Raw genomic sequence first — 22,874 nt, forward strand, 5'->3', positions numbered from 1 at the left:
GGCGTTTGTTATTTCAATCACAGCTATTAACCGAAGGAGATGACAATGCTAGTGTTTGAGCGCGTGTATACCGACGGGTTAGCCCAGCTTTCCTATTTGGTGGGCGACAGCAAGGCTGCCATCGCTGCAGTCATCGATCCCCGACGGGATATCGAGATTTACCTGAACATGGCCCGAGAGCGTGGTCTGCGCATCGCCTATGTGATCGAAACCCATATCCATGCCGACTTCATGTCCGGCGCCCAGAACCTGGCAAAGCGAACCGGTGCCGAACTCATTGGTGGCCGTTCGGACGCCTACGAGTTCGAGCTGCGCCAGGTTGAAGGCGGCGAAACGCTCGAACTTGGCCAGGTACGTCTTCAGGTCATGCACTCACCGGGACATACCCCGGAGCATATTTCCCTCCTGCTATTCGACAGCCAGCAAGGCGATGAGTCCTTCGCTCTGTTCACCGGTGACACCCTGTTCAATCTCGATGTCGGCCGGCCCGACCTGCTCGGGGAAGGCAGCGAGCGGAAGCTCGCGGCGCAGCTGTTCGATACCCTGATGAATGGCTATGTGCCGCTCGGCGAGCGCGTCGAGGTGTACCCCTGTCACGGGGCAGGCTCGGCGTGCGGTAAGTCGATTGGTGACCGTCAGCATTCTACCCTGGGTAACGAATTGCTTTTCAATCCGGCCTTGCGTGAAAGCCGCAGCGAGCAGGAATTCATCGATTGGTTGCTCAAGGAGATGCCAGAGCCACCTCGTCACTACGCACGGTTGAAAAAAGCCAACGCCAGGCGCGCCAGCATGGCAGGCCCTGCTCTTCCCCCACCCCTATCTCCGCAAGCGTTTCAGAAGCTCGCCGGGCAAGACGACATCCAGACCGTGGACATCCGCTCCATCCTGGCTTTCGGAGGCGGGCATGTGCCAGGCGCCATCAATATCGCCCTGCGCAACGAGTTCGTTAACTGGGCCGGCTGGATGCTTCGCGAAGAGCGACCTATTCTGCTGGTTGGTGAATCGAACGACGACGTTCAGCAGGCGATCATGCATCTGTACCGTATAGGTCTGGATGATGTCAGAGGGTATCTGCGCAACGGCATGACGGACTGGCAGAACGCCGCGCTACCGCTCGATCAGATCGGCGAATGGACCGTACATGAATTGGACGCCCGTCGGGAAGACGCCGGCGTGCAGGTCCTCGACGTACGTAGCCCGAACGAAGTGGCCAACGGACGGGTGCCCGGCGCCAGGCACATCTTCGTTGCGCATCTGGCGGAGCAGTTGAATGAGCTGGACCGCGAAAAGATCACGGCCACCTATTGTGGCTCCGGCTATCGCGCGTCCATTGCAGCAAGCATTCTGCAGCGAGAAGGCTTTCGCAACGTCGTCAATGTTCCCGGCTCATGGATGGCCTGGAACGCGGCAGGTTTACCGGTGCAAAAAGACTGACCGATAGCCAGCAGGCGCGCCATCGCGTGGCGCCTGCTGGCCAGATACCCGCGTAATGTCAGTGACGGAGAGACTCGCCGGTCATGCGCGACTGCAGCTCATACATCGTCATGCCCGCTAGCATTGCCGCCACGAAGATGACCGGCTCCACCATCCCGGTGAACAACGAGGCAACTGCCGGACCTGGGCAGTAACCCGCGAGCCCCCACCCAGCGCCAAAGGCAAGACCGCCTAGCACCAGACGCCGATCGATTTGAGTGGCGGTCGGTAAGCGCATTTCTTCCCCAAAGACCGCTCTGGTGCGCCTTGACGCAAAAAAGAACGCTACGCTCGACACCAGGATGGCACCGGCCATAACCAAGCCAAGCGAAGGATCCCATACGCCAGTTACATCAAGAAAACCCAACACCTTGGATGGATCGGTCAAGCCCGACAGGATGAGCCCGAAACCGAACACCAGCCCGACGATAAATGCGCTCAAAATATTCATGTAGAAGCCTCAACCCAGCAGATGACGCGTGACATAGACAGTGAGGAAACCACTAGCCATGAACGCCAGGGTCGCCACCAGCGAACGCGGCGACCGGCGCGACAGCCCGCACACCCCGTGACCGCTGGTACAGCCCGAGCCATAGCGGGTGCCCACCCCTACCAGCAAGCCGGCAACGACGAGCATCGCCACGCTGGCATTGACCTCGACTGGCGGCAATGTGAAGGCGTTCGCGTACACCAGAGGTGCCACTATCAATCCGGCGATAAATGCCACCCGCCAGAGCACGTCCCCCCTTGCCGGACGTAGCAGCCCGCCAATGACCCCGCTGATGCCGGCGATGCGTCCATTGAGCAGGATGAACATGGCTGCAGCCAGTCCAATCAACATGCCGCCCGCCAGTGAGGCCCAGGGGGTGAAGTTCAACCAGTCTATAGTCATGTCACTTCCTCTTCGTTATGCCCTTGCTGACAGTAGAGTGTGTAGAGCACTTGCATCACATGCAGCGCCTTCTGGCTGGTGATGCTGTAGTACACCTGTTTGCCCTCTCGCCGTGTGGCCACCAACCCGTTGAGCCGCAACACCGTCAATTGCTGCGACAAGGTTGGTTGCTCCACGCCCGTTGCTGCAGCCAGCTCGGACACAGCGTGTTCACCCTGGGTCATCTGACACAGCAGAAGTAAACGCTCGGGGTTGGCAAGCACTTTGAGCAACGAACATGCCTCGCCGGCGGATTTGCGAAGCTCCGTTATATCTATTGTCGATGCCGTCATGTTGAAGCCCTCTCTCATGCGAACTTGACAATACGCAATATCAATATATATTTCAATATATCGTTTTGCCCCACTCGTCGCGCTCGGAAGCTCTGACGGAACACCACCGAGGGCCGGCTTTCGGAGAAATGAGGGCTATTTCCTTTCATTCATGTCGCAGCACGCACTGCGACCTCGACTAGGAGCTCACCATGTCTTCAGCTCATAACCCGGCGTCAAACGACCGGGCCGATCGTGTGCGTCGGTCAACAGCGAGCGAGATCAATTCTCGCATCGACCGACAAACGGACGACAATATTCAACGCTTCCGGAGCCGCAGCGAAAACGAAATCAGAGAGCGCATCGAAGAGCTCGATCGGGAATGGGACGTTGAACGAATGCTGGAGGTCAACGCATCGACCCTGGCCCTGTCCGGTCTGGTGCTGGGTCTGACGGTCAGCAGAAAATGGTTTCTGTTGCCGGGGATCGTGCTGCCCTTTCTGCTCCAACACGGCATACAGGGCTGGTGCCCACCATTGTCGATTCTGCGGCGACAGGGAGTGCGGACCCGCGGCGAGATCGACCGGGAAAATTTTGCCTTGCTCTCCGAGCTTGACAGCCAGACCCGCTAACCAATCAGCACGATGAGGCCAACATGATCTTTCGCCAGCTGTTCGAACCCGTATCCTCAACCTACACCTACCTCCTGGGGTGCGAGGAAGCCGGAAAAGCCGTCCTGATAGACCCGGTCATATCTGCCGTAGACCGGGATTTAGCCGAGTTGGCTCGGCTGGGTTTGACGCTGGCGTGCTCTCTCGATACTCACATTCATGCGGACCACATCACCGCAGGATTGGAGCTGAAAAAGAGAACAGGGTCGCTCATCGCGGCCCCAGAGATCGATGCGTTACCCTGCACCGACGTTGGTGTAGAAGAAGGCAAGGATCTCGTCGTGGGCAATTTGCGATTGCAACCCATCCACACCCCGGGTCATACCGACGGTCACTTCGCTTATTTGCTGGATGATCGGCTGTTCACCGGCGACGCACTGCTGATCGATGGATGCGGCCGTACGGACTTTCAGAACGGTAACGCGGACGATCTGTTCGAGAGTGTCCGCCAGAAGCTGTTCGCGCTCCCGGACGATACGCTGGTATACCCCGCTCATGACTATCAGGACCGTCGAGTCTCGACCATTGCCCAGGAAAAGCGTCGCAACCCTCGGCTAGGCGAAGCGATATCGCTGGAACGCTTCAAGGAGATCATGGACGGATTGAACCTGCCATATCCCAAATTCATTGACCACGCCGTGCCTGGCAATCGCCAGTGCGGCGTATGCCCACCTGACCTGACGGATAACCTCCGTCGATATTGCGAGCAAATTGAGCACAGCCCACAAGGCTGAGCCTAACGTTGCCAACGCCGTGTCGGCTAATGAAGCCGTGGAGGAACATATGAAAAACGCTGATCGACCTCGGTTTCGCGTAGCGGCAGACAGGCTAGCGGCCACTCGACGTGTTCGCTATGTCGAAACCAACAGGCCGGATAATCAGGAATGTACGATTTGCCAGCTTGATCAGGAGGACCTTTCGCCGGCCGACGAAACAGCTCCGGCTTCGCCAGATTGGATCGATCGGACGGCGGATTCGGCATCGGAGCGCCGCTGACGCAGCTCAGCCATGTGCTCACGACACCGGAAATCAGCGCCCGGTACTGAGATTGAAGAGCTAAGATCCCTACCTGCCTGAAGGGGCTGCGGCAATGGACATAGCGACCAGTCCACGAACCCGCCGAAACGGAGACAAAAAAATACCCCAAACAGCCATTTTCAGGATGTGGGGTATTTTGTTGGGTATAAAGCAAGAACATTTGGAAGCCCTTGATTTACAACCATGTCTGGCGGAGAGAGAGGGATTCGAACCCTCGATACGCTATTAACGTATACACACTTTCCAGGCGTGCTCCTTCAGCCACTCGGACATCTCTCCGGATCCTGAAGCGGGCAGGCCTGCTCCAAGGCGCGCCAATGTACCGAAATTGGGTGGCTTTGGCAAACGCTTTTCTGGGCATTTATCGTTTCGGTACAGGCGGTTGGGTGTAGCACTCGCCGGTCATTTTTTACTTGGTACACTCCTCCTACCAGCGGCCGTACCGGCGCGATCATCAGCAAGGAGTTTTCATGAGCGAATTGGTTTCCTATCGTCTGGCCGACGGTGTGGCGTATCTGGCGCTGGATAACGGCAAGGTCAACGCAGTATCGCCCGAGGTGGTCGAAGCGCTGAATCAGGCGCTGGATCGCGCCGAGCAGGACAAGGCGGTAGTCGTTCTGTCAGGTAAGCCGGGCATCCTGTCCGGTGGCTATGATCTGAAGGTAATGACCGCGAGCGCCGATTCGGCCAGGAGCCTGGTTGCGGCGGGCTCCACGCTCGCCCGTCGGATGCTCGCTCACCCCTACCCTGTGGTGGTCGCCTGTACCGGGCATGCCGTGGCCAAGGGCGCTTTTTTATTGCTGTCCGCCGACTACCGTATCGGCGTCGAAGGGCCGTTCAAGATCGGCCTGAACGAAGTGGCGATTGGCATGACCATGCACCACGTCGGCATCGAGCTGGCACGCGCGCGGCTGACGCCGGCGGCCTTCAATCGCTCGGTGATCAATGCCGAGATGTTCGATCCGGCGGATGCAGTCAGCGCAGGGTTTCTCGACAAGGTCGTGGCGCCTGAACTGTTCGAGCGCGAGGTGGCAAAGATCGCCACGGCACTGACCAAATTGAACATGGGCGCCCATCGCAATACCAAGCGCAAGAGCCGCAAGGCGCTGCTGGAGCTGCTCGACCAGTCGATCGAAATCGACAAGCAGCACAGCCTCTGAAACAGCTGGTTCGTCGACACGAATCGTAGCGAAAACAGCGCCCCAAGCGCCTGCCACTTCGGTATGCTTTGGCATCCGACGTGGAGAGACACATGGATTCGTTAACGCAGGCGGTTCTCGGGGCTTCGGTTCAAGGCGCAGTGCTCGGCCGATTCCAGGGACGCAGGGCGCTGGTGTACGGCGCCCTGCTCGGCACACTGCCGGATATGGACGTACTGGTCGACTTCGGCGATGCAGTGGCGGACATGACCTACCATCGCGGCTTCAGTCACTCGGTATTCGTGCTGGGGACGCTGGCGGTGCTGCTCACGTGGGTGACGAGGCGGCTGTTCCCTGACGCCCGCTATAGTGCCGGAAGGCTTTTCACCTGCATTGCGCTGGTATTGTTGACGCATGTATCGCTCGACGCATTCACCACCTACGGGACCCAGTTATTCTGGCCTCTGACCACCCCGCCGGTGGCGATTTCCAGTATTTTCATCATCGATCCGCTCTACACCGTCCCCTTGCTCGTCGCCGTTATTGCCGGTCTGTTGATCGGGCTCGGGCGCAGCGGCTTGCGATGGCAGTATGGTGCTCTCGCGCTCAGTACGCTTTACCTGTTCAGCACCCTGGCAGGGAAGCACATGGCCGAGGATCGCCTTGAGCAGGCGCTAGCGCTTGCCGAGATCGAACCTGACCACGTGTTCAGCTCGCCGACGCCGTTCAATACGCTGCTGTGGCGCGTCGTGGCAGTCGATGGCGATGATTATTACGAAGGACTGGTCGGCTGGCTGGACGACGCACCCCCGCCGCTTGAACGCCTCCCTCGCCATGCAACCGATGGACAGCAAGCCTTGCTGACCTCGCCGCAACATCACAGACTGCGCTGGTTCACCCGCGACACCCTCCGCTATGACCTGATCGACAATCACTGGGTGGTCACGGACCTGCGCCTGGGCATGACCGGCTATCACCCGTTCCGCTTTGCCCTGGCCAGGGAAACGAAGGCAGGCGAGCGCCAGATCATTGCTGACACCGAGCACTGGCCTGTACCGGAGGCAGACTATAGCCGGCTGCGCGATCTCTGGAGACGCGCGATCGACCCGAGCTATCGCCTCTCGCTTGCGGAGTTGGCGGCCGATCTGAACGCCGGCGCGGAGCCGAGTGGACTTCAGGGGCGCGCTTCGGGCTCGCCTCTGCAATAATAGGTGCGACTTTTTCCAGGCGCACCGATTATGCCCGGCGATACCGCCCCGCCCTCTGTAACGCCCTCACGAACGCTGGCCATGTCAGCGGCGCTGATGGCGATCTTCACCACCATTTTCGCGAGCAACCTGCCAACGCCGTTGTATTCGTTCTGGCAGGCACAATGGGGCTTTTCTTCTGCGGCGCTGACCGGCGTCTTCTCGATCTACGTCCTCGGCGTGGTGACCACGCTTCTTACGCTCGGCTCACTGTCTGACAAGCTCGGCCGGCGGCAGATGATGATACCGGGACTGTTGTTCATCCTGGCCGGCGGTGTGGCGTTCCTGCTGGCCGAAAGCATCGTCGGTCTGGGCGTCGCCCGGGTGCTGACCGGCGTCGGCACCGGTATCGTCACGGGGGCGGCGTCAGCGGCACTGGTGGAGCTGGAGCCCGATGGCAACTGGACCCGGGCCGCGACGCTTTCTGCGTTGTTCTTCACATTGGGGGCCTTCGCCGGGCCTACGGTCAGCTCGATGGCATTGCGCTTCGGCGCGGGAGCCGATGTCTGGCCGTTTTTCGTGGTGATCCTGCTCAGCGCCGGCGCGATCATCCTCATGCTCACCGCGCCCTGGCCCGCCGGCGTGGGCCAGCGCATGGAGGGCTTCAGCCTGCGAGCCTGGCGTCCGACTACCGTCAAGGTGCCCAGAGAACTGCTGGGTGCGTTCATCTTCTGCGCTGCTGCAATCTGCCTGGCCTGGTCAACCGGCAGTCTGTACGCCTCGCTGGGCCCGTCACTCGCCCGCTATCTGGTGGGCATTGATGACCGGGCGATTGCCGGCTTGTTCGCCGCAGCCTGGCAGTTGGCCGCCGGGATGACGCAGTTCGCCTGCCAGCGCCAGCCGGTCAACCGGTTGCTGATCGCCGGTCCCGGCATGCTGATACTTGGCTTGGTGGCGATGGCCGGCGCGGTGCTCACCAGCTCGCCCTGGCTGTTCGCCCTGGCGACGCTGGGCACCGCGGTCGGTGCCGGCTGCACCGGGGTAGTGGCGGTCGCCTCAATCAGCAATGTTGCGCCACCCAATGAGCGCGGCAGCATCATCTCGGCCTTTTACCTCATGGCCTATCTGACCATGGCGACAGTCGTACTGAGCGTTGGCTTCGTCAGCGACCAGCTGGGCTTTGGCAAGACCGTGCTGGGCTTCACCGTATTGATCTCCATCGCAGCGGTCAGCCTGATGATCGTCGCCATCCGCAGCAAGCGCGCCTGGATCTGGTAAGTCAGCCGCGCAGCCAGCGCCAGAGAAAAAAGAACACCATGCCGCCAGCGATGGTGGCCAGCAGATTACGCCATCTGGCGGCTATGACCACGGCCGCGAGACCGCCAATCAGGTAGGCATTGTCGAGGGACAAGCGCAGTGTCTGACCGTCAGGCATGACCATCGCCGGCACGATGATTGCGGTTAGCACCGCAACCGGGACAAAGGTGAGTGCCTGACTGACCCAGGGGTTGAAGCGTACGCGGTGACCCACGGCGAACAGCGCATAGCGGATGGCGAAGGTGATCAGAGCCATGCCGCCGATCAACAACCATTCATATCCGCTCATCGAGCACCTCCCGATCGCTTGGCTTCCCACTCGCCAGCCGAGCAGCGACCATGCCTGCAGCCACCCCGCACAACGCAGCGAGCATCAGTCCCAGCTTGTAGGGAAGCGCGTGCCCTGCAACCGCCACTGCACCAGCAACCAGCGCCGCAGCGATCATCGGACGACTGCGTAGCGACGGCACGACAATGCCTATGAACGTGGCGACCATGGCAAAATCCAGCCCCCACCCCGCCATGCCGGGTAGAGCGTGCCCCAGCATCACGCCGATCAGGGTGCAGGCCACCCAGTTGCTGTACATGGCAATGCATGAGCCAAGGAAGTACCACTGCCTGCTCTCGCCTTCTGCGGGATGAAGTATGAAATGCCGGTGTACCACGGCAAAGGTCTCATCGGTCAGCCAGAAGGCCAAAGGCACCCGCCAGCGCTGCGGGAGGTGACGCACGTAGGGCAGCAGGCTGGCACTGTAGAGCATGTGCCGCAGATTGACGATCAGGGTCGTCAGAAAGATCACGAAGAGGCCCGTACCCGATGCGATCAGGCCGATCGCAATGAATTGCGCGGAACCCGCGAATACCAGTGCCGACATTGCCAGGGTCGCCGCCACCGACAATCCTGACGAGGTTGCGAGCGTGCCGAAGATGATGCCGAACGGCAACGCGCCTACCAGCATGGGCAACGTATCGCGGGCGCCTGCGAGGGACTGGGTTAAGCGGGAGGACATGATCTGCTGACCTGGAAAAGGTCGGTCACGCTACCAGCCGGGAATGAGGCCGAGCAAGATACAGTTACCGGATAACAGCACTAATGAAGGGTGACGTAGCGGCTGATCAACGCACGCAGCGCCGCCGGTTTGACCGGCTTGGACAAATAGTCCAGCCCGGCCAGGCGAATACGCGTGATCAGCTCGCTGCGACCGTCGGCGCTGATGACCACGCCCGGCAGGTCGTGCCCCAGTTGCTCTCGTAGCCACTGCATCAGATCGGTACCGGTATCGCCCCCGTCCAGGTGATAGTCGACCAGCACCAGCTGTGGCACGAAGCCCTTGTCCAGCAGCGCTGCCACATCGGCGCGATCACGGGCAATCGCCACATGGCACTGCCAGCGCCCGAGCAGGCTGTTCATGCCGGTGAGAATGTTCGGTTCATTGTCGATGCACAGAACCTGTGCGCCGACCAGCGCGGGAGCTGGCTGCGCGGCTGCCTGCCTGGCCGGACGCTGACCAAACTGTGCTATCGGCAGCGTGACACTGAATACCGAGCCGCGTCCCGGCCAGGACCGCACGTTCAACTCGTGGCCGAGTACCCGGCACAAGCCATCGGCGATCGCCAGGCCAAGGCCGAGGCCTTTTTCGGCCTGGGTGCGATGGCTGTCCAGCCGCTGGAACTCCTCGAAAATCACCTGCAACTTGTCCCGCGGAATTCCCGGTCCCTGATCCCACACTTCGATGCGAACCCGATTGTCGGCCCGTCGAACACCGAGCACCACGCGAGACCGCCCGGCATAGCGAAACGCGTTGGTGAGGAAGTTCTGCAAGATGCGGCGAAGCAGCCGCATGTCGCTACGCGCCCGCAGACGCGAACCGTGTACCCGCAGGTCAACCTTCTGTTCAGCCGCCAGCGCGCCGAATTCCACGCGCAATGGCTCGAACAGCTCTTCCAGGGGGAAGTCACTCCATTCCGGTTTGATCCGGCCGGCTTCCAGCCGCGAAATATCGAGCAGATCCGATATCAGGTCTTCTGCCGAGCGCAGCGATGTATCCAAATGCTGCACCAGTTCCTCAGCGTCCGGCGGCAGATTCGGCTGGTGTGCCAGCGACGCCGAGAACAGCCGCGCCGCGTTGAGCGGCTGCATCAGATCGTGACTGACCGCGGTGAGAAAGCGGCTCTTGGATTGCGCAGTGCGCTCGGTCTGAGCCTGTGCGCGCAGCAGCGCCTGGTTCAGTTCCGACAGTTCGTGGGTACGCTCGGCAACCCGCTGCTCAAGGCCTTCGTTGGATTCCTTGAGCGCCTGCTCCGCTTCGCGAAACGCGGTGATGTCGGTGAAGCTCATGACAAAACCGCCTCCAGGCATCGGATTACCGATGATCTCTATCACCCGGCCGTTGGGGAACAGGCGCTCGGAGCGATGCGCGGTGCCGTGCTTCATCCAGGTGATGCGCTTATCGACGTGGGTCTGTGGGTCACCCGGGCCGCAGAGCCCGCGCTGGGCATTGCAGAGGATGATGTCGGCCACCGGCCGGCCGATCGCGATGAGGCCTTCGGGGTACTCGAACATGTCCAGGTAGCGGCGGTTCCAGGCTACCAGCCGAAGCTCCTTGTCCACCACGCTGATGCCCTGGGTGATATTCTCGATCGCTCCCTGCAACAGGCCCCGGTTGAACTGCAGCACCTCGGAGGCTTCGTCGACGATGCGTACCACGTCGTCGAAGTGCATGTCCCGTCCTTCGATTGCCGCCTTTACCACCACCCGGGCCGACGACGCTCCCAGGACCCCCGCCAGCAGACGTTCGGTATGACTTATCCAGCCGCTGTTTGCAGCCTGACTGGTGGAGAAACTGGCCCCCTGCACCTCGGCGTAGCGACGAAAGGCGGCCTGCGCACGCTCTTCACCCACGAACCGAGAGGCCAGAGCCAGAAGATCTTCGACCATCACCCAAAGCAACGCTCGACTGGGCCCGTCGGCCGCGTGCTGACCGTCCTGGCTGACGAACCGGCTGGCCTGCCAATGCTCGAGCACGCGGGTACGACTGCCCTGCGACACCACCACGAAGAACATCGCATTACAGGCCAGCGCGATCAGGCTGCCAAGGGTGATGGCATCCACTGGCAGGCCGAATGAATTGGCGTGCAGCGCCTCGATGCCGGGCCAGCCGTACAGATTCCAGCCCATTCCGTTGCCGACCAGTGGCAGGATGAGCAGATAGAGCCACAGGGTGATCCCGACACCGAGCCCGGCGAACACGCCGGAGCGATTGGCCTGCTTCCAGAACAACGCACCGAACATCGCCGGTGCCAGCTGAGCAATCGCAGCGAAGGCCAACTGGCCGATGTTGGCCAGGCTTCCCGCCGATCCGATAAGCCGGTAGACCACGTAGGCAAGCAGCAGGATCACCAGAATGCTGGTGCGCCGTACGTTGAGCAGCCATCCGCGAAACTCCTCATAGGAGTGTTCCGGCCTGTTTTTGCTGCGCAGCAGAAGCGGCAGCACCACATCGTTGGAGACCATGGTACTCAGAGCTATGGCCGCGACGATCACCATGCCCGTGGCAGCCGACGCACCGCCCAGAAAAGCCAGCAGCGCCAGAATGGGATGTCCCTCGAGCAGCGGGATGCTGATGACGTAGGAGTCCGGACTGGTTGCCGGGCCCAGCGTCATCTGCCCGGCCAGGCTGATCGGTATGACGAACAGGCCAGCCAGTACCAGATACGCAGGAAATACCCATCGCGCCAGGCGTAGGTCACCCGGCTCGTTGTTCTCCACCACGGTGACCTGAAACTGGCGGGGCAGACACAGAAAGGCCAGCACCGCGATGAAGGTCTGAAACAACAGGCTGGTCAGGTGCGTCTGTCGCTCCCAGTAGTCTGCCAGCTCGGCACTGGATCTGGCGCGCTCCACCAGGTCGGCGAATCCGCCGAACAGACCGAAGGTGACAAACGCGCCGACCGCCAGGAAGGCCAGCAGCTTGACCAGCGACTCGAACGCGATCGCCAGCATCATGCCGCGGTGGTGCTCAGTCGCATCCAGGCTGCGCGTGCCAAAGAGAATAGTGAACAGTGCCAGCACGAGCGTGACGATCAGGGCGGTGTCTTCTGCGCCGGTCGCCTCATCCGCCGGAAAGCCCTGCAGGACCCCGGGCGCGCTGAGCAGGCTGTAGCCCAGCACGATACCCTTGAGCTGCAGCGCAATGTAGGGCAGCACGCTGACCAGGCATAGCAGCGTCACGGCGACAGCCAGTGCCTGGGACTTGCCGTAACGAGAGGCGATGAAGTCGGCGATCGAGGTGATGTTTTCCTGCTTGCTGATGGCGATCATGCGCGCGTAGAGCCGCCAGCCGAACAGGAACAGAATCACCGGGCCAAGGTAGATCGGAAGAAAGCCCCATAACTGGCCGGAGGCCATGCCGACCGCACCGAAGAATGTCCAGCTGGTACACCACACCGCCAGTGAGAGGCTGTAGATCCAGACGCGCAGGCGCGGGTTGAATTCAGTGGTTCGGCGGTCTCCCCAGAAAGCGATCGCGAACAGCACTGCCATGTAGAAAATGAAGACACTGGCGACCAGGCCGCCGGAGAGGGTCATGTTCAGCCCGAGCATCCAGGATCAAAGCGCCAGTCTGGCAAAGCGAGGCGGCTTTGCCCAGAGCGTCGCGCTAATACCTAAGTCGAACATCAGCCTGCCAGGACCAGACCCCAGACAACGGCAATGATGATCAGGCTGATCATCTGTGCGGCGCTGCCCATGTCCTTCGACGCCTTGGAGAGAGGATGACGCTCGAGCGAGATGCGGTCGATTGCGGCCTCGATCGCCGAGTTGAGCAGCTCGACCACCAGCGAGAACAGCACGCAGGCAATCAGCAGCGCGCGTTCCAGCGGGCTGACCGGCACTACGAAGGCCAGCGGGACCAGCACCATGGCAAGCCATACCAGCTGACGAAAGGCAGCTTCGCCGCGGTAGGCCACGATCAGACCGTCCCAGGAATACCCCATGGCGCGCCAGATTCGGCGCACCCCGGTAACGCCCTTGTGGGGGTTTTCCATTACATCGACTCGCTCGGCCGGTTGTTTGATCAATGCACTGCCCTCGCCAGCTCCATGTGCTGCAGGGCAAGCGCAGCCTGGGTGCGCGTACGCACACCCAGTTTGCGAAAGATGGCCGTAACGTGGGCCTTCACGGTCGCCTCAGACACACTGAGTTCGTAGGCAATCTGTTTGTTCAGAAGGCCATCGCAGACCATGGTCAGTACGCGAAACTGCTGCGGCGTCAGGCTGGCAAGCTGAGCGCTGATTTCCTGCTCGTCGTCCGACAGCGGGCCGGCGGCGTCGGCTTCATTCGGCCAGCTCACCCCGCCGTCAAGCACCTCGCGCACGGCCAGCTGGATGCCTTCAAGTGACGAGGACTTGGGAATGAAGCCGCTGGCGCCAAAATCGCGGGCCCGTTGGTAAACCGCGGGCTCCTCCAGTGCGGAAATGACCACCACCGGAACCTGCGGATACTGCCCGCGAATCAACACGAGCCCGGAAAAGCCGTAGGCCCCGGGCATATTCAGATCCAGCAGCACCAGATCCCAATCGCTGCGCTGATCCAACAGCGTCTGCAACTCGCTGATGCTTCCCGCCTCCGTCAGCGTGGTCGCGGCGTCCAGTCCGGTGCTCAATGCCTGGCGCAGAGCACTGCGAAACAATGGGTGATCGTCCGCGATCAAAATCTCATAGGTCTCGCCCATGCCTTGTTTCCCGACTCGAATGTTATTTTTATGAGACAAATTGGTGTTTCGGGTACAGCCTTCGAAGCGTGCCATTCAAGACCCCTCACGTCAATTTACTTCGCGAGCATCTTGCTCTTGCACACAGAAAACAGCGGCGACTGTATCTGTCTGGCGTAGACGGCAACGCGCATAATGGCCGGCTGTTTCCAACCCGGACGTAACATGAATCTGCGAGCCTACCGCGCCGACGCGCTGATGATCCTCACTGCCCTCATCTGGGGCAGCACCTTCATTGCCCAGACTCTCGGGATGGAGCACATCGGCCCGTTCCTCTACACCGGGCTGCGCTTTCTGCTCGGTGCACTGGCCGTGCTGCCACTGGTGCTGTGGGTACGCCCCGGCGGCGGCGTACAAACCGGCGGATTCAGCCGGTCGATGCTTGGCGGCAGCCTTGTACTGGGTCTGGTTCTGACGCTGGGCATCAATCTGCAGCAGATCGGCCTGATGTTCACCAGTGTCACCAATTCCGGCTTCATTACCGGCCTGTACGTCATCCTGGTTCCGGTATTCGGTTTGCTGATAGGCATGCGCACAGGCTCGGGTACCTGGGTGGGGGCGTTGCTGGCGCTCATCGGCATGCTCATGCTCAGCATCAACGAGCATTACAAGGTCGCGTCCGGCGACTGGCTGCAACTGTTGGGCGCGTGCTGCTGGGCGGTGCATGTGTTACTGGTAGGCGCATTGGCCAGTCGCTTCGATGCCATCAAGGTGGCCTTCGTACAGTTCGTGGTATGCGCAGTCATCAGTCTGATGCTGGCCGTCACCTTCGAGGAGATCAGCTGGACAGCAATACAACTGTCGCTTCCTGCCGTTCTGTATGGGGGGCTCCTGGCTGTTGGCGTCGGCTTCACGCTACAGGTCGTTGCGCAGAAGGATGCGATCACGTCACACGCTGCGGTGATACTCAGTCTCGAGGCGGTGTTCGCGGCGCTGTTCGCCTGGCTGATCCTCGATGAAACCATCAGCCTGCGTGGCCTGTTCGGTTGTGTGCTGATGCTGGCGGGGATGCTGGTTGCTCAGCTGGTGCCGCTGTACGTGGAAAAGCGTCGGCAGGTGGTGCCAGTGCAACAGGAACCGGCCGGCCACCACTGATAGCGAACCACGCCGCGGCAGTGGAGTCTCACATCGTGTACACGTCACCTGGAGAGAATTCATGCGCTTACCGCTGCTGGTCCTGACTATGCTGCTCGCGACATCGCTGTCTGCCGCATCCCTGCGCGAAGCGCAACTGGAGCAGACGCTGCAGAACGTCGCCGAGCAGAACAACAGGGACCGGCCACGCCAGATGAACGAGCAGATCACCGACGAAGGGTTGACCGTGAGCGGCACGGAACTGATCAACTTTCTATCCGTTGCACCTGACTACGCCGAGCAGTTGCAGGCGGACCCTCTGGTGGTCAGGACTCAGCTACAAGCGAGTGTCTGTGCCGATCAGCGCTTACGTCGGCTGATGGACATGGGCGCCACGCTCAGCTATCACTTCGTGCTCACTGGCAGCACCCAGCCGGTGCTGACCCAAAGCTTCATTGCCGAGCATTGCCAGCAACTCTGATCCATCCCTGATCCAGGTCAGCGAAACGGGCAGCCGGAGCGGCAATACTGTCGCTTCTGCTCAGGGAGATGCCCATGGCTCAACTTACATTTCACGGCGCGGTTCGCCAGGTTACCGGCTCCTGTTATCTGATCGAGGCCAATGGGGCCAGGGTGCTGCTCGAATGCGGCATGTCCCAGGGAGGCCGGAAGGAAGATCGCGCTGCCCGGAATCACTTTCGCTTCGATCCCCGATCGCTGCATGCAGTGGTGGTCTCGCATGCTCACCTTGATCATTCGGGCATGCTCCCCCGGCTGGTCGCGGAGGGCTACGCGGGCCCCATCTATACCACGCATGATACCGCCGACCTGCTCGCACTGATGCTCAAGGACTCAGCCAACCTGCAGGAACGCGACGCCGAATGGGAGAATCGATGGCGACAGCGCTCCGGCCGGCCGCCTGTCCAGCCGCTGTATACCCTGCCCGACACCCTTGCCGCGCTTGAGCTGCGCCAACCGTTGCCATACGCGCAGCCCACCATGGTCGCCCCGGGGATCGAACTGACCTTTCGCGAAGCCGGCCATATTCTAGGTTCAGCCACCGTTGAAATCGCAGTGCACGAAGACCACGGCAGGACACGGCGGCTGGTATTTTCCGGCGACCTGGGCGGGCCTGGATCACCGCTGTTGCGGGACCCGGAAACGATCAACAGTGCCGATATCGTATTGCTGGAATCAACCTACGGCGACCGCGATCATCGCAACCGAGAGGATACGCTCGAGGAGCTACAGGGTATTCTCGATCTTGCCTGGAAGCAGGGCGGCAATGTGCTCATTCCAGCGTTCGCCGTAGGCCGTACCCAGGACCTGCTGTATTACCTGGGCAAGTTTTATCAGGCCGGCACGCTGAAACAGCGCGCAGTTTTTCTCGACAGCCCGATGGCCATCGCCGCGACTGAGATCTACGATCGGTATCATCACCATTTCAGTGACGATGATCGCGCGCTGATAGGCCAGACCGCGGACGGCAAACTGACCAGCTGGCTACCGGTGCTCAAGTGCACACCGACGCCCAAGGAGTCCATGGCCATAAACCGGATTACCAGCGGCGCCATCATTATCGCAGGGGCCGGCATGTGCACAGGGGGCCGGATCATGCATCACTTCAAGCACAACATCTGGCGCGAGGAATGCCATGTCATCATGCCGGGGTTTCAGGCCGCCGGCACTCCCGGCCGCCGTTTGGTTGATGGCGATAAGCGGCTGCGCATTCTTCACCAGACATTTGCAGTCAAGGCACAGATCCATACGCTGGGCGGGTTCTCGGCACATGCCGGACAAAGTCAGCTTATTGACTGGCTCAGCCATTTCAACACCAGACCGCAGGTGTATCTCGTCCACGGGGAGCTGTCCCGTAGCGAGGCACTCGCCCAGGCAGTGGAAACCCGCCTCGGCTGGCCTGCACACATTCCCGAGCTGGGCGAATCCATTTCGTTCTAGCGCCCTCTGGAGGAGACACCGATGTCCGATGATCCGGGCGACGTCGATTATCTCAATCGACATTTGAATACCGGCGCGCCGGGGATTCAGGGCAGGGTCGATGATCTGATCCGTGATAGTCATGGTAGCCAGGACATGGCCGAGCTCTATCGCGAAATGGTGCTGGCCATCGTGCGTATGGCCCAGGCCGAGCGTAACCGCTGGGACGCAAAGATCATGCTGCAGACCATTCGTGAACTGGAAGCCGCCTTCGCCCGACTCGAACTGTTCAAACGGCGGCGCAAGGTCACGGTCTTCGGCTCCGCGCGAACACCGGTCAGTCACGATCTCTACGTCATCGCCAGGGAAATGGGCCGGTTACTGGCAGCGAACGATTTCATGACCATCACCGGCGCTGGTGCAGGCATCATGGCGGCTGCGCACGAAGGCGCCGGGCTGGACAACAGCCTCGGGTTCAACATCACACTTCCCTTCGAGCAGCGTTCGAATGACGTCGTCAACGGCACCGAGCACGACCTGTCTTTCAAGTTCTTCTTTCTGCGCAAGCTGTTCTTCGTCAAGGAAGCAGAAGCGTTGATCCTGTGTCCTGGCGGCTTCGGTACGCTGGATGAAACCCTCGAGCTGCTCACGCTGATCCAAACCGGCAAGAGCCCGATTGTCCCTGTCATCCTGCTGGATGTGCCCGGCGGCCGATATTGGGAAAGCCTGATGGCGTTCTTCAGGGAACAGCTCTGCGCGAACGGCTACATTCTGGAAACCGATCTGAACCTGATGACACTGGTCGATTCACCCGCAGATGCGATGGATCACATCCTGGATTTCTACAGCAACTATCACTCTGCACGTTGGGTAGATGGCAGCTACGTCATGCGACTCAATCGGGCACTGACCGAAAGCGCACTGGCCCATCTACAGGACACCTACGCGGATATCTGCCGCACGCCAGGGTTCATTCAGACGACACCGAGCGGAGCTGAAGCCGACGAGCCAGAACTGGCCAACCTGGTGCGGCTGAGTTTCGTGTTCAATGGCAGGAATCATGGCCGATTGCGCGGCCTAATCGACTGGATCAATCGTCCGGAAAACCAGCAAACCCGCGATACTGCATGAAGCGCAGCTGCTTGCTGCGCTCATTCATATCGGTCGCCCTGCCTTCAGGGAAGCGTTTCTCGAAGGTCCGGCCGGCCAGCTCATTCCAGTCGTAGGCTGCGTCGCCGAGTATGGCGTCAATCAGATAGTCCGCCACGCCGCGCTGGCGCAGCTCTTCACGCAGGCGAACAGGTCCATAGCCACGTTGACTTCTTGCGTGCACGTACGCTTCACAGAAGCGCTCGTCGCTCAGCAGGCCGTCCTCTTCGAGCTTGTCCAGTTCGACATCGGCCAGACCGGATGGAGCGCCGCGCTGGCGGAGCTTGCGCGACAGCTCGCTGCGGCTGTGTTCGCGACGAGCAAGCAGATCCATGGCCGAGCGGCGGATAGCCTGCGGCGTTTCGAGCGTGGTTCGACGGAACATGGGCGGTCTGCCGAAACGGGGATAGGGGAAGGATAGAATCTAACCGGGGCGCCCGTGGGAAGGCGCCCCGGGTTCTGCTTCAGGCGTCGATTTCGGCGCTGTCTTCGACTACCGACGCACCGGGCTTGCTTGGCTTGGGCAGAAGCTGTTCACGGATCGCCTTCTCGATTTCTTCGGCGATCGCCTGGTTCTCTTCCAGATACTTGGCCGCATTGGCCTTGCCCTGTCCGATCTTGCTGCCCTTGTAGCTGTACCAGGCGCCCGCTTTCTCGACCAGGCCGATCTGCACGCCAAGGTCGATGATCTCGGCGTTATGATAGATGCCGGTGCCGTAGAGAATCTGAAACTCGGCCTGGCGGAAAGGCGGAGCGACCTTGTTCTTGACGACCTTGACCCGGGTTTCGCTACCGACCACCTCGTCGCCTTCCTTCACCGCGCCGGTGCGACGGATATCCAGACGAACCGATGAATAGAACTTCAGCGCGTTACCGCCGGTGGTGGTTTCCGGATTGCCGAACATGACGCCGATCTTCATGCGAATCTGGTTGATGAAGATCACCAGACAGTTGGCGTTCTTGATGTTACCGGTGATCTTGCGCAGCGCCTGAGACATCAGGCGCGCCTGCACGCCGACGTGGTGGTCGCCCATCTCGCCTTCGATCTCGGCCTTGGGTACCAGCGCAGCAACAGAGTCGACGATGATCACGTCAACGGCATTGGAACGCACCAGCATATCGGTGATTTCCAGCGCCTGCTCACCGGTATCCGGCTGCGAGACCAGCAGATCATCGACATTTACGCCCAGCTTGGCAGCGTATTCCGGATCGAGCGCGTGCTCCGCGTCGACGAACGCGCAGGTAGCGCCTTTCTTCTGCGCCTGCGCGATCACCGAGAGGGTCAATGTGGTTTTACCCGACGACTCGGGGCCGTAGATCTCGACGATACGTCCCTTCGGCAGGCCGCCGAGGCCCAGGGCAATGTCCAGCCCCAGCGAACCGGTGGAGATGGAAGGAATCGCCATCCGCTCATGGTCGCCCATGCGCATCACCGCGCCCTTGCCAAACTGACGTTCAATCTGACTCAAAGCCGCGGAAAGCGCCTTCTTTTTGTTGTCGTCCATTGTGCATCCTCTTGGAAGTGGCGGGTGCCGAGCGCCCGGGAACTACTGTATATTTGGTCAGTATTATTCCACAGAACTTTTTCCCCGCCTACCCCCTTTTGGCGCCTTACGACGAGCGTGCCGCCAGGGCCCGCTCGACCTCGATCACCAGACCTTCGAGCGCCTTGAGCACAGTATGCGCGCGCACTTCCTTGCGACTGCCCTGCAGGCGTTTGCAGTGCGCAAACACACCACGGTCGCGGACAGCCCAGGCGAACCAGACGGTGCCTACCGGCTTTTCGGGCGTACCCCCTTCCGGACCGGCAACACCGCTGACCGCCACCGCCAGGTCGGCTTCCGCCGCGTCGAGCGCGCCCTGCGCCATTGCGCGAACCACCTGTTCGCTGACCGCCCCATGCCTGGCCAAATCTTCTTCGCTGACACCAAGCCAGCGCGTCTTGCTGCTGTTGGCGTAGGTGATGAAACCGGTTTCGAACCACCCCGAGCTGCCGCTGACGCGGGTGATCGCCTCGGCGATGCCGCCGCCGGTGCAGGACTCGGCCACGGTGACTTTCAGCCCCAGCCGGCGCAAGCCATTGCCCAGCCGCGCCGCGACGGAGTCGATCAGAGGATCGTATTGGGACATCGTTGTTGCACCTCTCATTTTGCGCTTAAAAGCCAAGGCGGCTTTGCGTAGACTAGGCCGTCTTTGCCCACCGCATTCATCGATCAGAGATATTCATGAGCCGCGCCGAGAAATCCGCCAGCCACACGCCAATGATGCAGCAATATTTCAGCATCAAACAGCACCATCCTGATCAGTTGCTGTTCTACCGCATGGGCGATTTTTACGAGTTGTTCTTTGACGACGCGAAAAAAGCCGCCCGCCTGCTGGACATAACGCTGACCGCCCGCGGCCAGTCAGGTGGCTCGCCGATACCCATGGCCGGCATCCCCTTTCACGCTGCCGAAGGGTACCTGGCGAGACTGGTCAAGCTGGGCGAATCGGTGGTGATCTGCGAGCAGATCGGCGACCCTGCTACCAGCAAGGGACCGGTCGAGCGTCAGGTAGTTCGCATCCTCACGCCTGGCACCGTAAGTGACGAAGCACTGCTCGACGAACGCCGCGACAACCTGCTTGCCGCGCTGGTCGGCAGCGAGCGGCGATTCGGTCTGGCCACGCTGGATATCAACAGCGGCCGCTTCGTGGCCACGGAGTTCGCGGGTTGGGAGACGCTCCTGGGCGAACTGGAACGCCTGGCGCCGGCCGAGCTGCTGATTCCCGATGACTGGGAAACCGACACGCCGATCGAGCGACGGCGGGCCGTACGACGCCGCGCGCCCTGGGAGTTCGATCAGGACAGCGCCTTCAAAAGCCTCACCCAGCAATTCGGCACCAAGGATCTGGCCGGTTTCGGCTGCGCCGATCTCACGCTTGGACTGGCTGCGGCGGGCGCATTGCTGGGTTATGCACGCGAAACCCAGCGCACCGCCCTGCCACACTTGCGCGGACTGGTTCAGGAGCGCTTCGAGGACAGCGTAGTGATCGACGGCGCCAGCCGTCGCAATCTGGAAATCGACTGCAATCTGGGAGGCGGCCGCGAGAATACCCTGCTCGATGTACTCGACCGTACCGCCACGGCGATGGGCAGCCGGCTGTTGGCTCGGTGGCTGAACCGCCCACTGCGCGACATGCGCGTTCTGCAGGCGCGCCAGGAAAGCATCGCAGCCCTGCTCGACCAGCACCGCCATGAAGATATCCACCCATTGCTCAAGGGCATCGGCGACATAGAGCGCATACTTGCGCGGGTCGCCCTGCGCTCGGCCCGGCCACGCGACCTCGCCCGGTTGCGCGACTCGCTCGGCGCCCTGCCCGGCCTGCAACAGTCGCTGGTCGATGTGCAGTCACCACACGTTGGGAGCCTGGCCGCCAGCATCGGAACCTATCCCGAACTGGCCGCATTGCTGGAGCGCGCCGTCATCGACAATCCGCCCGCCGTCATCCGCGACGGCGGCGTGATCAAGCCAGGCTACGACGCAGAACTCGATGACCTGCAGAACATCAGCGAAAACGCCGGGCAGTACCTCCTCGATCTGGAAGTCAGAGAACGCGAACGGACCGGTCTGAACACGCTGAAGGTCGGCTATAACCGTGTCCACGGCTACTTCATAGAGCTGTCCAGAGGCCAGGCTGCACAGGCACCTGCCGACTACATCCGACGGCAGACACTCAAGGGCGCCGAGCGTTTCATCACACCGGAACTGAAGACCTTCGAAGACAAGGCGCTGTCGGCACGCAGCCGGGCCCTTGCACGCGAAAAGGCACTGTATGACGAGCTGATCAACCGTCTGAACGAGGACCTGGCGACGTTGCAGGACACCGCGGCCAGTCTTGCCGAGCTGGATGTGTTGGCCAATCTGGCCGAGCGCGCGAGCACGCTGGACTACTGCCGCCCGCAGTTTGTCGACAATAGTCAGCTGATCATCCACCAGGGACGTCACCCGGTCGTGGAGAACGTGCTGGATAGCCCCTTTGTGGCGAACGGCGTGTGTCTCGACCCGGAGATCCGCATGCTGGTCATCACCGGGCCGAACATGGGTGGTAAGTCGACTTACATGCGGCAGACCGCGTTGATCGTGCTGCTCGCACATATCGGCGCGTACGTACCTGCCGGTCAGGTCGAACTGTCTCTGATGGATCGAATCTTCACGCGGATCGGCTCGAGCGACGATCTCGCCGGTGGCCGCTCGACCTTCATGGTCGAAATGAGCGAGACCGCCAATATCCTGCATAACGCGACCGAGGCCAGCCTGGTGCTGATGGACGAGGTCGGACGGGGCACCAGCACCTTTGATGGTCTGTCGCTGGCCTGGTCGGCCGCCGAATACCTGGCCCGTGTGCGTGCGTTCACGCTGTTCGCCACGCACTACTTCGAGCTCACCGGGCTGGCAGAGACCGACCCCGGGGTGGCCAACGTGCATCTGAACGCTACTGAGCATAACGACCGCATCGTCTTCCTGCACACCGTTCTGGCCGGGCCAGCCAGCCAGAGCTACGGCTTGCAGGTCGCTCAGCTCGCTGGCGTGCCGCGACCGGTGATCGAGCGCGCCCGCGAACACCTTTCCAATTTGGAGCGTCAGAGCCTCAGCCAGCAGGCCGCCACGGCAGGTTCGACCAACCAGCCCTTGCAGGTCGACCTGTTCGCCAGCGCCTCACATCCGCTGGTGGATGAGTTGCAGCGACTGAAGCCGGACGAACTGTCCCCACGCCAGGCGTTGGAGCTGATCTATAAATGGAAGGAGGAAATGCTCTGAAAAGGGTGCGAATGATATTGATTTTCATTAAACGCGCCGCGATCGGTAGGCTAGGGGTAAAACGCTCTGCCGCGCTCTGTACCACCCTGTAAAAGCTGATAGACTACGCGCCACA

At 61.1% G+C, this 22,874-nt stretch carries 22 protein-coding genes and 1 tRNA gene; 11 read left to right on the forward strand and 12 right to left on the reverse strand.

Annotation, left to right across the window (positions count from 1 at the left end; genetic code table 11):
• Positions 1–45: 45 nt before the first annotated feature.
• Positions 46–1,434: an MBL fold metallo-hydrolase gene (locus KEM63_RS12445; protein WP_223652082.1), complete on the forward strand. Its 1,389-nt coding sequence runs from the start codon at positions 46–48 to the stop codon at positions 1,432–1,434.
• A 58-nt stretch (positions 1,435–1,492) separates the two neighbouring features.
• Here KEM63_RS12445 and KEM63_RS12450 read toward each other — a convergent pair whose 3' ends face one another.
• The 3 genes from KEM63_RS12450 to KEM63_RS12460 are packed head-to-tail and all read right to left on the reverse strand — an operon-like array spanning position 1,493 to position 2,697.
• The gene (locus KEM63_RS12450; RefSeq protein WP_223652084.1) at positions 1,493–1,924 is read right to left on the reverse strand and encodes a YeeE/YedE family protein; all 432 of its coding nucleotides are present in this window, start codon (positions 1,922–1,924) and stop codon (positions 1,493–1,495) included.
• Between the two features lie 9 nt (positions 1,925–1,933).
• Positions 1,934–2,365 (reverse strand): YeeE/YedE family protein, encoded by a 432-nt coding sequence (locus KEM63_RS12455; RefSeq protein ID WP_223652086.1) that lies wholly within the window; start codon positions 2,363–2,365, stop codon positions 1,934–1,936.
• Positions 2,362–2,697, reverse strand: a complete 336-nt coding sequence (locus tag KEM63_RS12460; protein WP_223652088.1) for an ArsR/SmtB family transcription factor — start codon at positions 2,695–2,697, stop codon at positions 2,362–2,364. The genes KEM63_RS12455 and KEM63_RS12460 overlap by 4 nt, the downstream gene beginning before the upstream one ends.
• 191 nt (positions 2,698–2,888) lie before the next feature.
• Here KEM63_RS12460 and KEM63_RS12465 point away from each other — a divergent pair, with 191 nt between their 5' ends.
• Together KEM63_RS12465 and KEM63_RS12470 are read left to right on the forward strand one after the other, a co-directional pair.
• The gene (locus tag KEM63_RS12465; protein WP_223652090.1) at positions 2,889–3,308 is read left to right on the forward strand and encodes a hypothetical protein; all 420 of its coding nucleotides are present in this window, start codon (positions 2,889–2,891) and stop codon (positions 3,306–3,308) included.
• Positions 3,309–3,331: 23 nt separating this feature from the next.
• Positions 3,332–4,081 carry an MBL fold metallo-hydrolase gene (locus KEM63_RS12470; RefSeq protein ID WP_223652092.1) on the forward strand — a complete coding sequence of 250 codons (750 nt, stop codon included), beginning with the start codon at positions 3,332–3,334 and terminating at the stop codon, positions 4,079–4,081.
• 492 nt (positions 4,082–4,573) lie between these two features.
• On the opposite strand, the gene KEM63_RS12475 is transcribed toward KEM63_RS12470, so the two are convergent.
• Positions 4,574–4,664: transfer RNA gene (locus KEM63_RS12475), tRNA-Ser, on the reverse strand.
• A 191-nt stretch (positions 4,665–4,855) separates the two neighbouring features.
• On the opposite strand from KEM63_RS12475, the gene KEM63_RS12480 reads away from it, so the two are divergent.
• The 3 genes from KEM63_RS12480 to KEM63_RS12490 all read left to right on the forward strand — a co-directional run bounded on the left by KEM63_RS12480 (position 4,856) and on the right by KEM63_RS12490 (position 7,989).
• A complete protein-coding gene (locus KEM63_RS12480; protein ID WP_223652095.1) occupies positions 4,856–5,545 on the forward strand; it encodes a crotonase/enoyl-CoA hydratase family protein in 690 nt (229 codons plus the stop codon).
• Positions 5,546–5,637: 92 nt separating this feature from the next.
• A complete protein-coding gene (locus KEM63_RS12485) occupies positions 5,638–6,732 on the forward strand; it encodes a metal-dependent hydrolase (protein WP_223652097.1) in 1,095 nt (364 codons plus the stop codon).
• Between the two features lie 81 nt (positions 6,733–6,813).
• Positions 6,814–7,989: an MFS transporter gene (locus tag KEM63_RS12490; protein ID WP_223652100.1), complete on the forward strand. Its 1,176-nt coding sequence runs from the start codon at positions 6,814–6,816 to the stop codon at positions 7,987–7,989.
• A gap of 1 nt (position 7,990) precedes the next feature.
• Here the strand turns inward: KEM63_RS12490 and KEM63_RS12495 are convergent, their stop codons facing one another.
• The 5 genes from KEM63_RS12495 to KEM63_RS12515 all read right to left on the reverse strand — a co-directional run bounded on the left by KEM63_RS12495 (position 7,991) and on the right by KEM63_RS12515 (position 13,760).
• The gene (locus KEM63_RS12495; RefSeq protein ID WP_223652102.1) at positions 7,991–8,317 is read right to left on the reverse strand and encodes an AzlD domain-containing protein; all 327 of its coding nucleotides are present in this window, start codon (positions 8,315–8,317) and stop codon (positions 7,991–7,993) included.
• Positions 8,304–9,038: an AzlC family ABC transporter permease gene (locus KEM63_RS12500; protein WP_223652104.1), complete on the reverse strand. Its 735-nt coding sequence runs from the start codon at positions 9,036–9,038 to the stop codon at positions 8,304–8,306. The genes KEM63_RS12495 and KEM63_RS12500 overlap by 14 nt, the downstream gene beginning before the upstream one ends.
• Before the next feature lie 80 nt (positions 9,039–9,118).
• Positions 9,119–12,616 (reverse strand): hybrid sensor histidine kinase/response regulator, encoded by a 3,498-nt coding sequence (locus KEM63_RS12505; protein WP_223652106.1) that lies wholly within the window; start codon positions 12,614–12,616, stop codon positions 9,119–9,121.
• An 89-nt stretch (positions 12,617–12,705) separates the two neighbouring features.
• Positions 12,706–13,074, reverse strand: a complete 369-nt coding sequence (locus KEM63_RS12510; protein ID WP_223652108.1) for a diacylglycerol kinase — start codon at positions 13,072–13,074, stop codon at positions 12,706–12,708.
• A gap of 29 nt (positions 13,075–13,103) precedes the next feature.
• Positions 13,104–13,760 carry a response regulator transcription factor gene (locus KEM63_RS12515; protein ID WP_223652110.1) on the reverse strand — a complete coding sequence of 219 codons (657 nt, stop codon included), beginning with the start codon at positions 13,758–13,760 and terminating at the stop codon, positions 13,104–13,106.
• Between the two features lie 204 nt (positions 13,761–13,964).
• Between KEM63_RS12515 and KEM63_RS12520 the strand changes: the two genes are divergently transcribed.
• The 4 genes from KEM63_RS12520 to KEM63_RS12535 all read left to right on the forward strand — a co-directional run bounded on the left by KEM63_RS12520 (position 13,965) and on the right by KEM63_RS12535 (position 17,942).
• Positions 13,965–14,894: a DMT family transporter gene (locus tag KEM63_RS12520; protein WP_223652112.1), complete on the forward strand. Its 930-nt coding sequence runs from the start codon at positions 13,965–13,967 to the stop codon at positions 14,892–14,894.
• Positions 14,895–14,955: 61 nt separating this feature from the next.
• Positions 14,956–15,354 (forward strand): PA3611 family quorum-sensing-regulated virulence factor, encoded by a 399-nt coding sequence (locus tag KEM63_RS12525; protein ID WP_223652114.1) that lies wholly within the window; start codon positions 14,956–14,958, stop codon positions 15,352–15,354.
• Between the two features lie 74 nt (positions 15,355–15,428).
• A complete protein-coding gene (locus KEM63_RS12530; protein ID WP_223652116.1) occupies positions 15,429–16,832 on the forward strand; it encodes an MBL fold metallo-hydrolase RNA specificity domain-containing protein in 1,404 nt (467 codons plus the stop codon).
• A 21-nt stretch (positions 16,833–16,853) separates the two neighbouring features.
• Positions 16,854–17,942 (forward strand): LOG family protein, encoded by a 1,089-nt coding sequence (locus KEM63_RS12535; protein WP_223652118.1) that lies wholly within the window; start codon positions 16,854–16,856, stop codon positions 17,940–17,942.
• Here KEM63_RS12535 and KEM63_RS12540 read toward each other — a convergent pair.
• From KEM63_RS12540 to KEM63_RS12550, 3 genes are all read right to left on the reverse strand, one after another.
• Positions 17,902–18,345, reverse strand: a complete 444-nt coding sequence (locus KEM63_RS12540) for a regulatory protein RecX (protein ID WP_223652120.1) — start codon at positions 18,343–18,345, stop codon at positions 17,902–17,904. The genes KEM63_RS12535 and KEM63_RS12540 overlap by 41 nt on opposite strands.
• A 79-nt stretch (positions 18,346–18,424) precedes the next feature.
• Positions 18,425–19,465 carry a recombinase RecA gene (recA, locus tag KEM63_RS12545; protein ID WP_223652122.1) on the reverse strand — a complete coding sequence of 347 codons (1,041 nt, stop codon included), beginning with the start codon at positions 19,463–19,465 and terminating at the stop codon, positions 18,425–18,427.
• Between the two features lie 106 nt (positions 19,466–19,571).
• Positions 19,572–20,090: a CinA family protein gene (locus KEM63_RS12550; RefSeq protein WP_223652132.1), complete on the reverse strand. Its 519-nt coding sequence runs from the start codon at positions 20,088–20,090 to the stop codon at positions 19,572–19,574.
• Positions 20,091–20,185: 95 nt separating this feature from the next.
• On the opposite strand from KEM63_RS12550, the gene mutS reads away from it, so the two are divergent.
• Positions 20,186–22,759 carry a DNA mismatch repair protein MutS gene (mutS, locus tag KEM63_RS12555; protein WP_223652134.1) on the forward strand — a complete coding sequence of 858 codons (2,574 nt, stop codon included), beginning with the start codon at positions 20,186–20,188 and terminating at the stop codon, positions 22,757–22,759.
• The last annotated feature ends 115 nt before the right edge of the window (positions 22,760–22,874 follow it).

Source organism: Halopseudomonas nanhaiensis, assembly GCF_020025155.1.
Classification (GTDB): domain Bacteria; phylum Pseudomonadota; class Gammaproteobacteria; order Pseudomonadales; family Pseudomonadaceae; genus Halopseudomonas; species Halopseudomonas nanhaiensis.

What these genes read in the sequence shown, in the direction of transcription:
- KEM63_RS12485 (WP_223652097.1), top strand. Translation starts at nt 5,638, where the DNA reads ATGGATTCGTTAACGCAGGCGGTTCTCGGGGCTTCGGTTCAAGGCGCA.
- KEM63_RS12540 (WP_223652120.1), bottom strand. Translation starts at nt 18,345, where the DNA reads ATGTTCCGTCGAACCACGCTCGAAACGCCGCAGGCTATCCGCCGCTCG.
- KEM63_RS12520 (WP_223652112.1), top strand. Translation starts at nt 13,965, where the DNA reads ATGAATCTGCGAGCCTACCGCGCCGACGCGCTGATGATCCTCACTGCC.
- KEM63_RS12495 (WP_223652102.1), bottom strand. Translation starts at nt 8,317, where the DNA reads ATGAGCGGATATGAATGGTTGTTGATCGGCGGCATGGCTCTGATCACC.
- KEM63_RS12460 (WP_223652088.1), bottom strand. Translation starts at nt 2,697, where the DNA reads ATGACGGCATCGACAATAGATATAACGGAGCTTCGCAAATCCGCCGGC.
- KEM63_RS12445 (WP_223652082.1), top strand. Translation starts at nt 46, where the DNA reads ATGCTAGTGTTTGAGCGCGTGTATACCGACGGGTTAGCCCAGCTTTCC.
- KEM63_RS12505 (WP_223652106.1), bottom strand. Translation starts at nt 12,616, where the DNA reads ATGACCCTCTCCGGCGGCCTGGTCGCCAGTGTCTTCATTTTCTACATG.
- KEM63_RS12525 (WP_223652114.1), top strand. Translation starts at nt 14,956, where the DNA reads ATGCGCTTACCGCTGCTGGTCCTGACTATGCTGCTCGCGACATCGCTG.
- recA (WP_223652122.1), bottom strand. Translation starts at nt 19,465, where the DNA reads ATGGACGACAACAAAAAGAAGGCGCTTTCCGCGGCTTTGAGTCAGATT.
- KEM63_RS12500 (WP_223652104.1), bottom strand. Translation starts at nt 9,038, where the DNA reads ATGTCCTCCCGCTTAACCCAGTCCCTCGCAGGCGCCCGCGATACGTTG.
- mutS (WP_223652134.1), top strand. Translation starts at nt 20,186, where the DNA reads ATGAGCCGCGCCGAGAAATCCGCCAGCCACACGCCAATGATGCAGCAA.
- KEM63_RS12465 (WP_223652090.1), top strand. Translation starts at nt 2,889, where the DNA reads ATGTCTTCAGCTCATAACCCGGCGTCAAACGACCGGGCCGATCGTGTG.
- KEM63_RS12490 (WP_223652100.1), top strand. Translation starts at nt 6,814, where the DNA reads ATGTCAGCGGCGCTGATGGCGATCTTCACCACCATTTTCGCGAGCAAC.
- KEM63_RS12455 (WP_223652086.1), bottom strand. Translation starts at nt 2,365, where the DNA reads ATGACTATAGACTGGTTGAACTTCACCCCCTGGGCCTCACTGGCGGGC.
- KEM63_RS12450 (WP_223652084.1), bottom strand. Translation starts at nt 1,924, where the DNA reads ATGAATATTTTGAGCGCATTTATCGTCGGGCTGGTGTTCGGTTTCGGG.
- KEM63_RS12515 (WP_223652110.1), bottom strand. Translation starts at nt 13,760, where the DNA reads ATGGGCGAGACCTATGAGATTTTGATCGCGGACGATCACCCATTGTTT.
- KEM63_RS12530 (WP_223652116.1), top strand. Translation starts at nt 15,429, where the DNA reads ATGGCTCAACTTACATTTCACGGCGCGGTTCGCCAGGTTACCGGCTCC.
- KEM63_RS12550 (WP_223652132.1), bottom strand. Translation starts at nt 20,090, where the DNA reads ATGTCCCAATACGATCCTCTGATCGACTCCGTCGCGGCGCGGCTGGGC.
- KEM63_RS12480 (WP_223652095.1), top strand. Translation starts at nt 4,856, where the DNA reads ATGAGCGAATTGGTTTCCTATCGTCTGGCCGACGGTGTGGCGTATCTG.
- KEM63_RS12535 (WP_223652118.1), top strand. Translation starts at nt 16,854, where the DNA reads ATGTCCGATGATCCGGGCGACGTCGATTATCTCAATCGACATTTGAAT.
- KEM63_RS12470 (WP_223652092.1), top strand. Translation starts at nt 3,332, where the DNA reads ATGATCTTTCGCCAGCTGTTCGAACCCGTATCCTCAACCTACACCTAC.
- KEM63_RS12510 (WP_223652108.1), bottom strand. Translation starts at nt 13,074, where the DNA reads ATGGAAAACCCCCACAAGGGCGTTACCGGGGTGCGCCGAATCTGGCGC.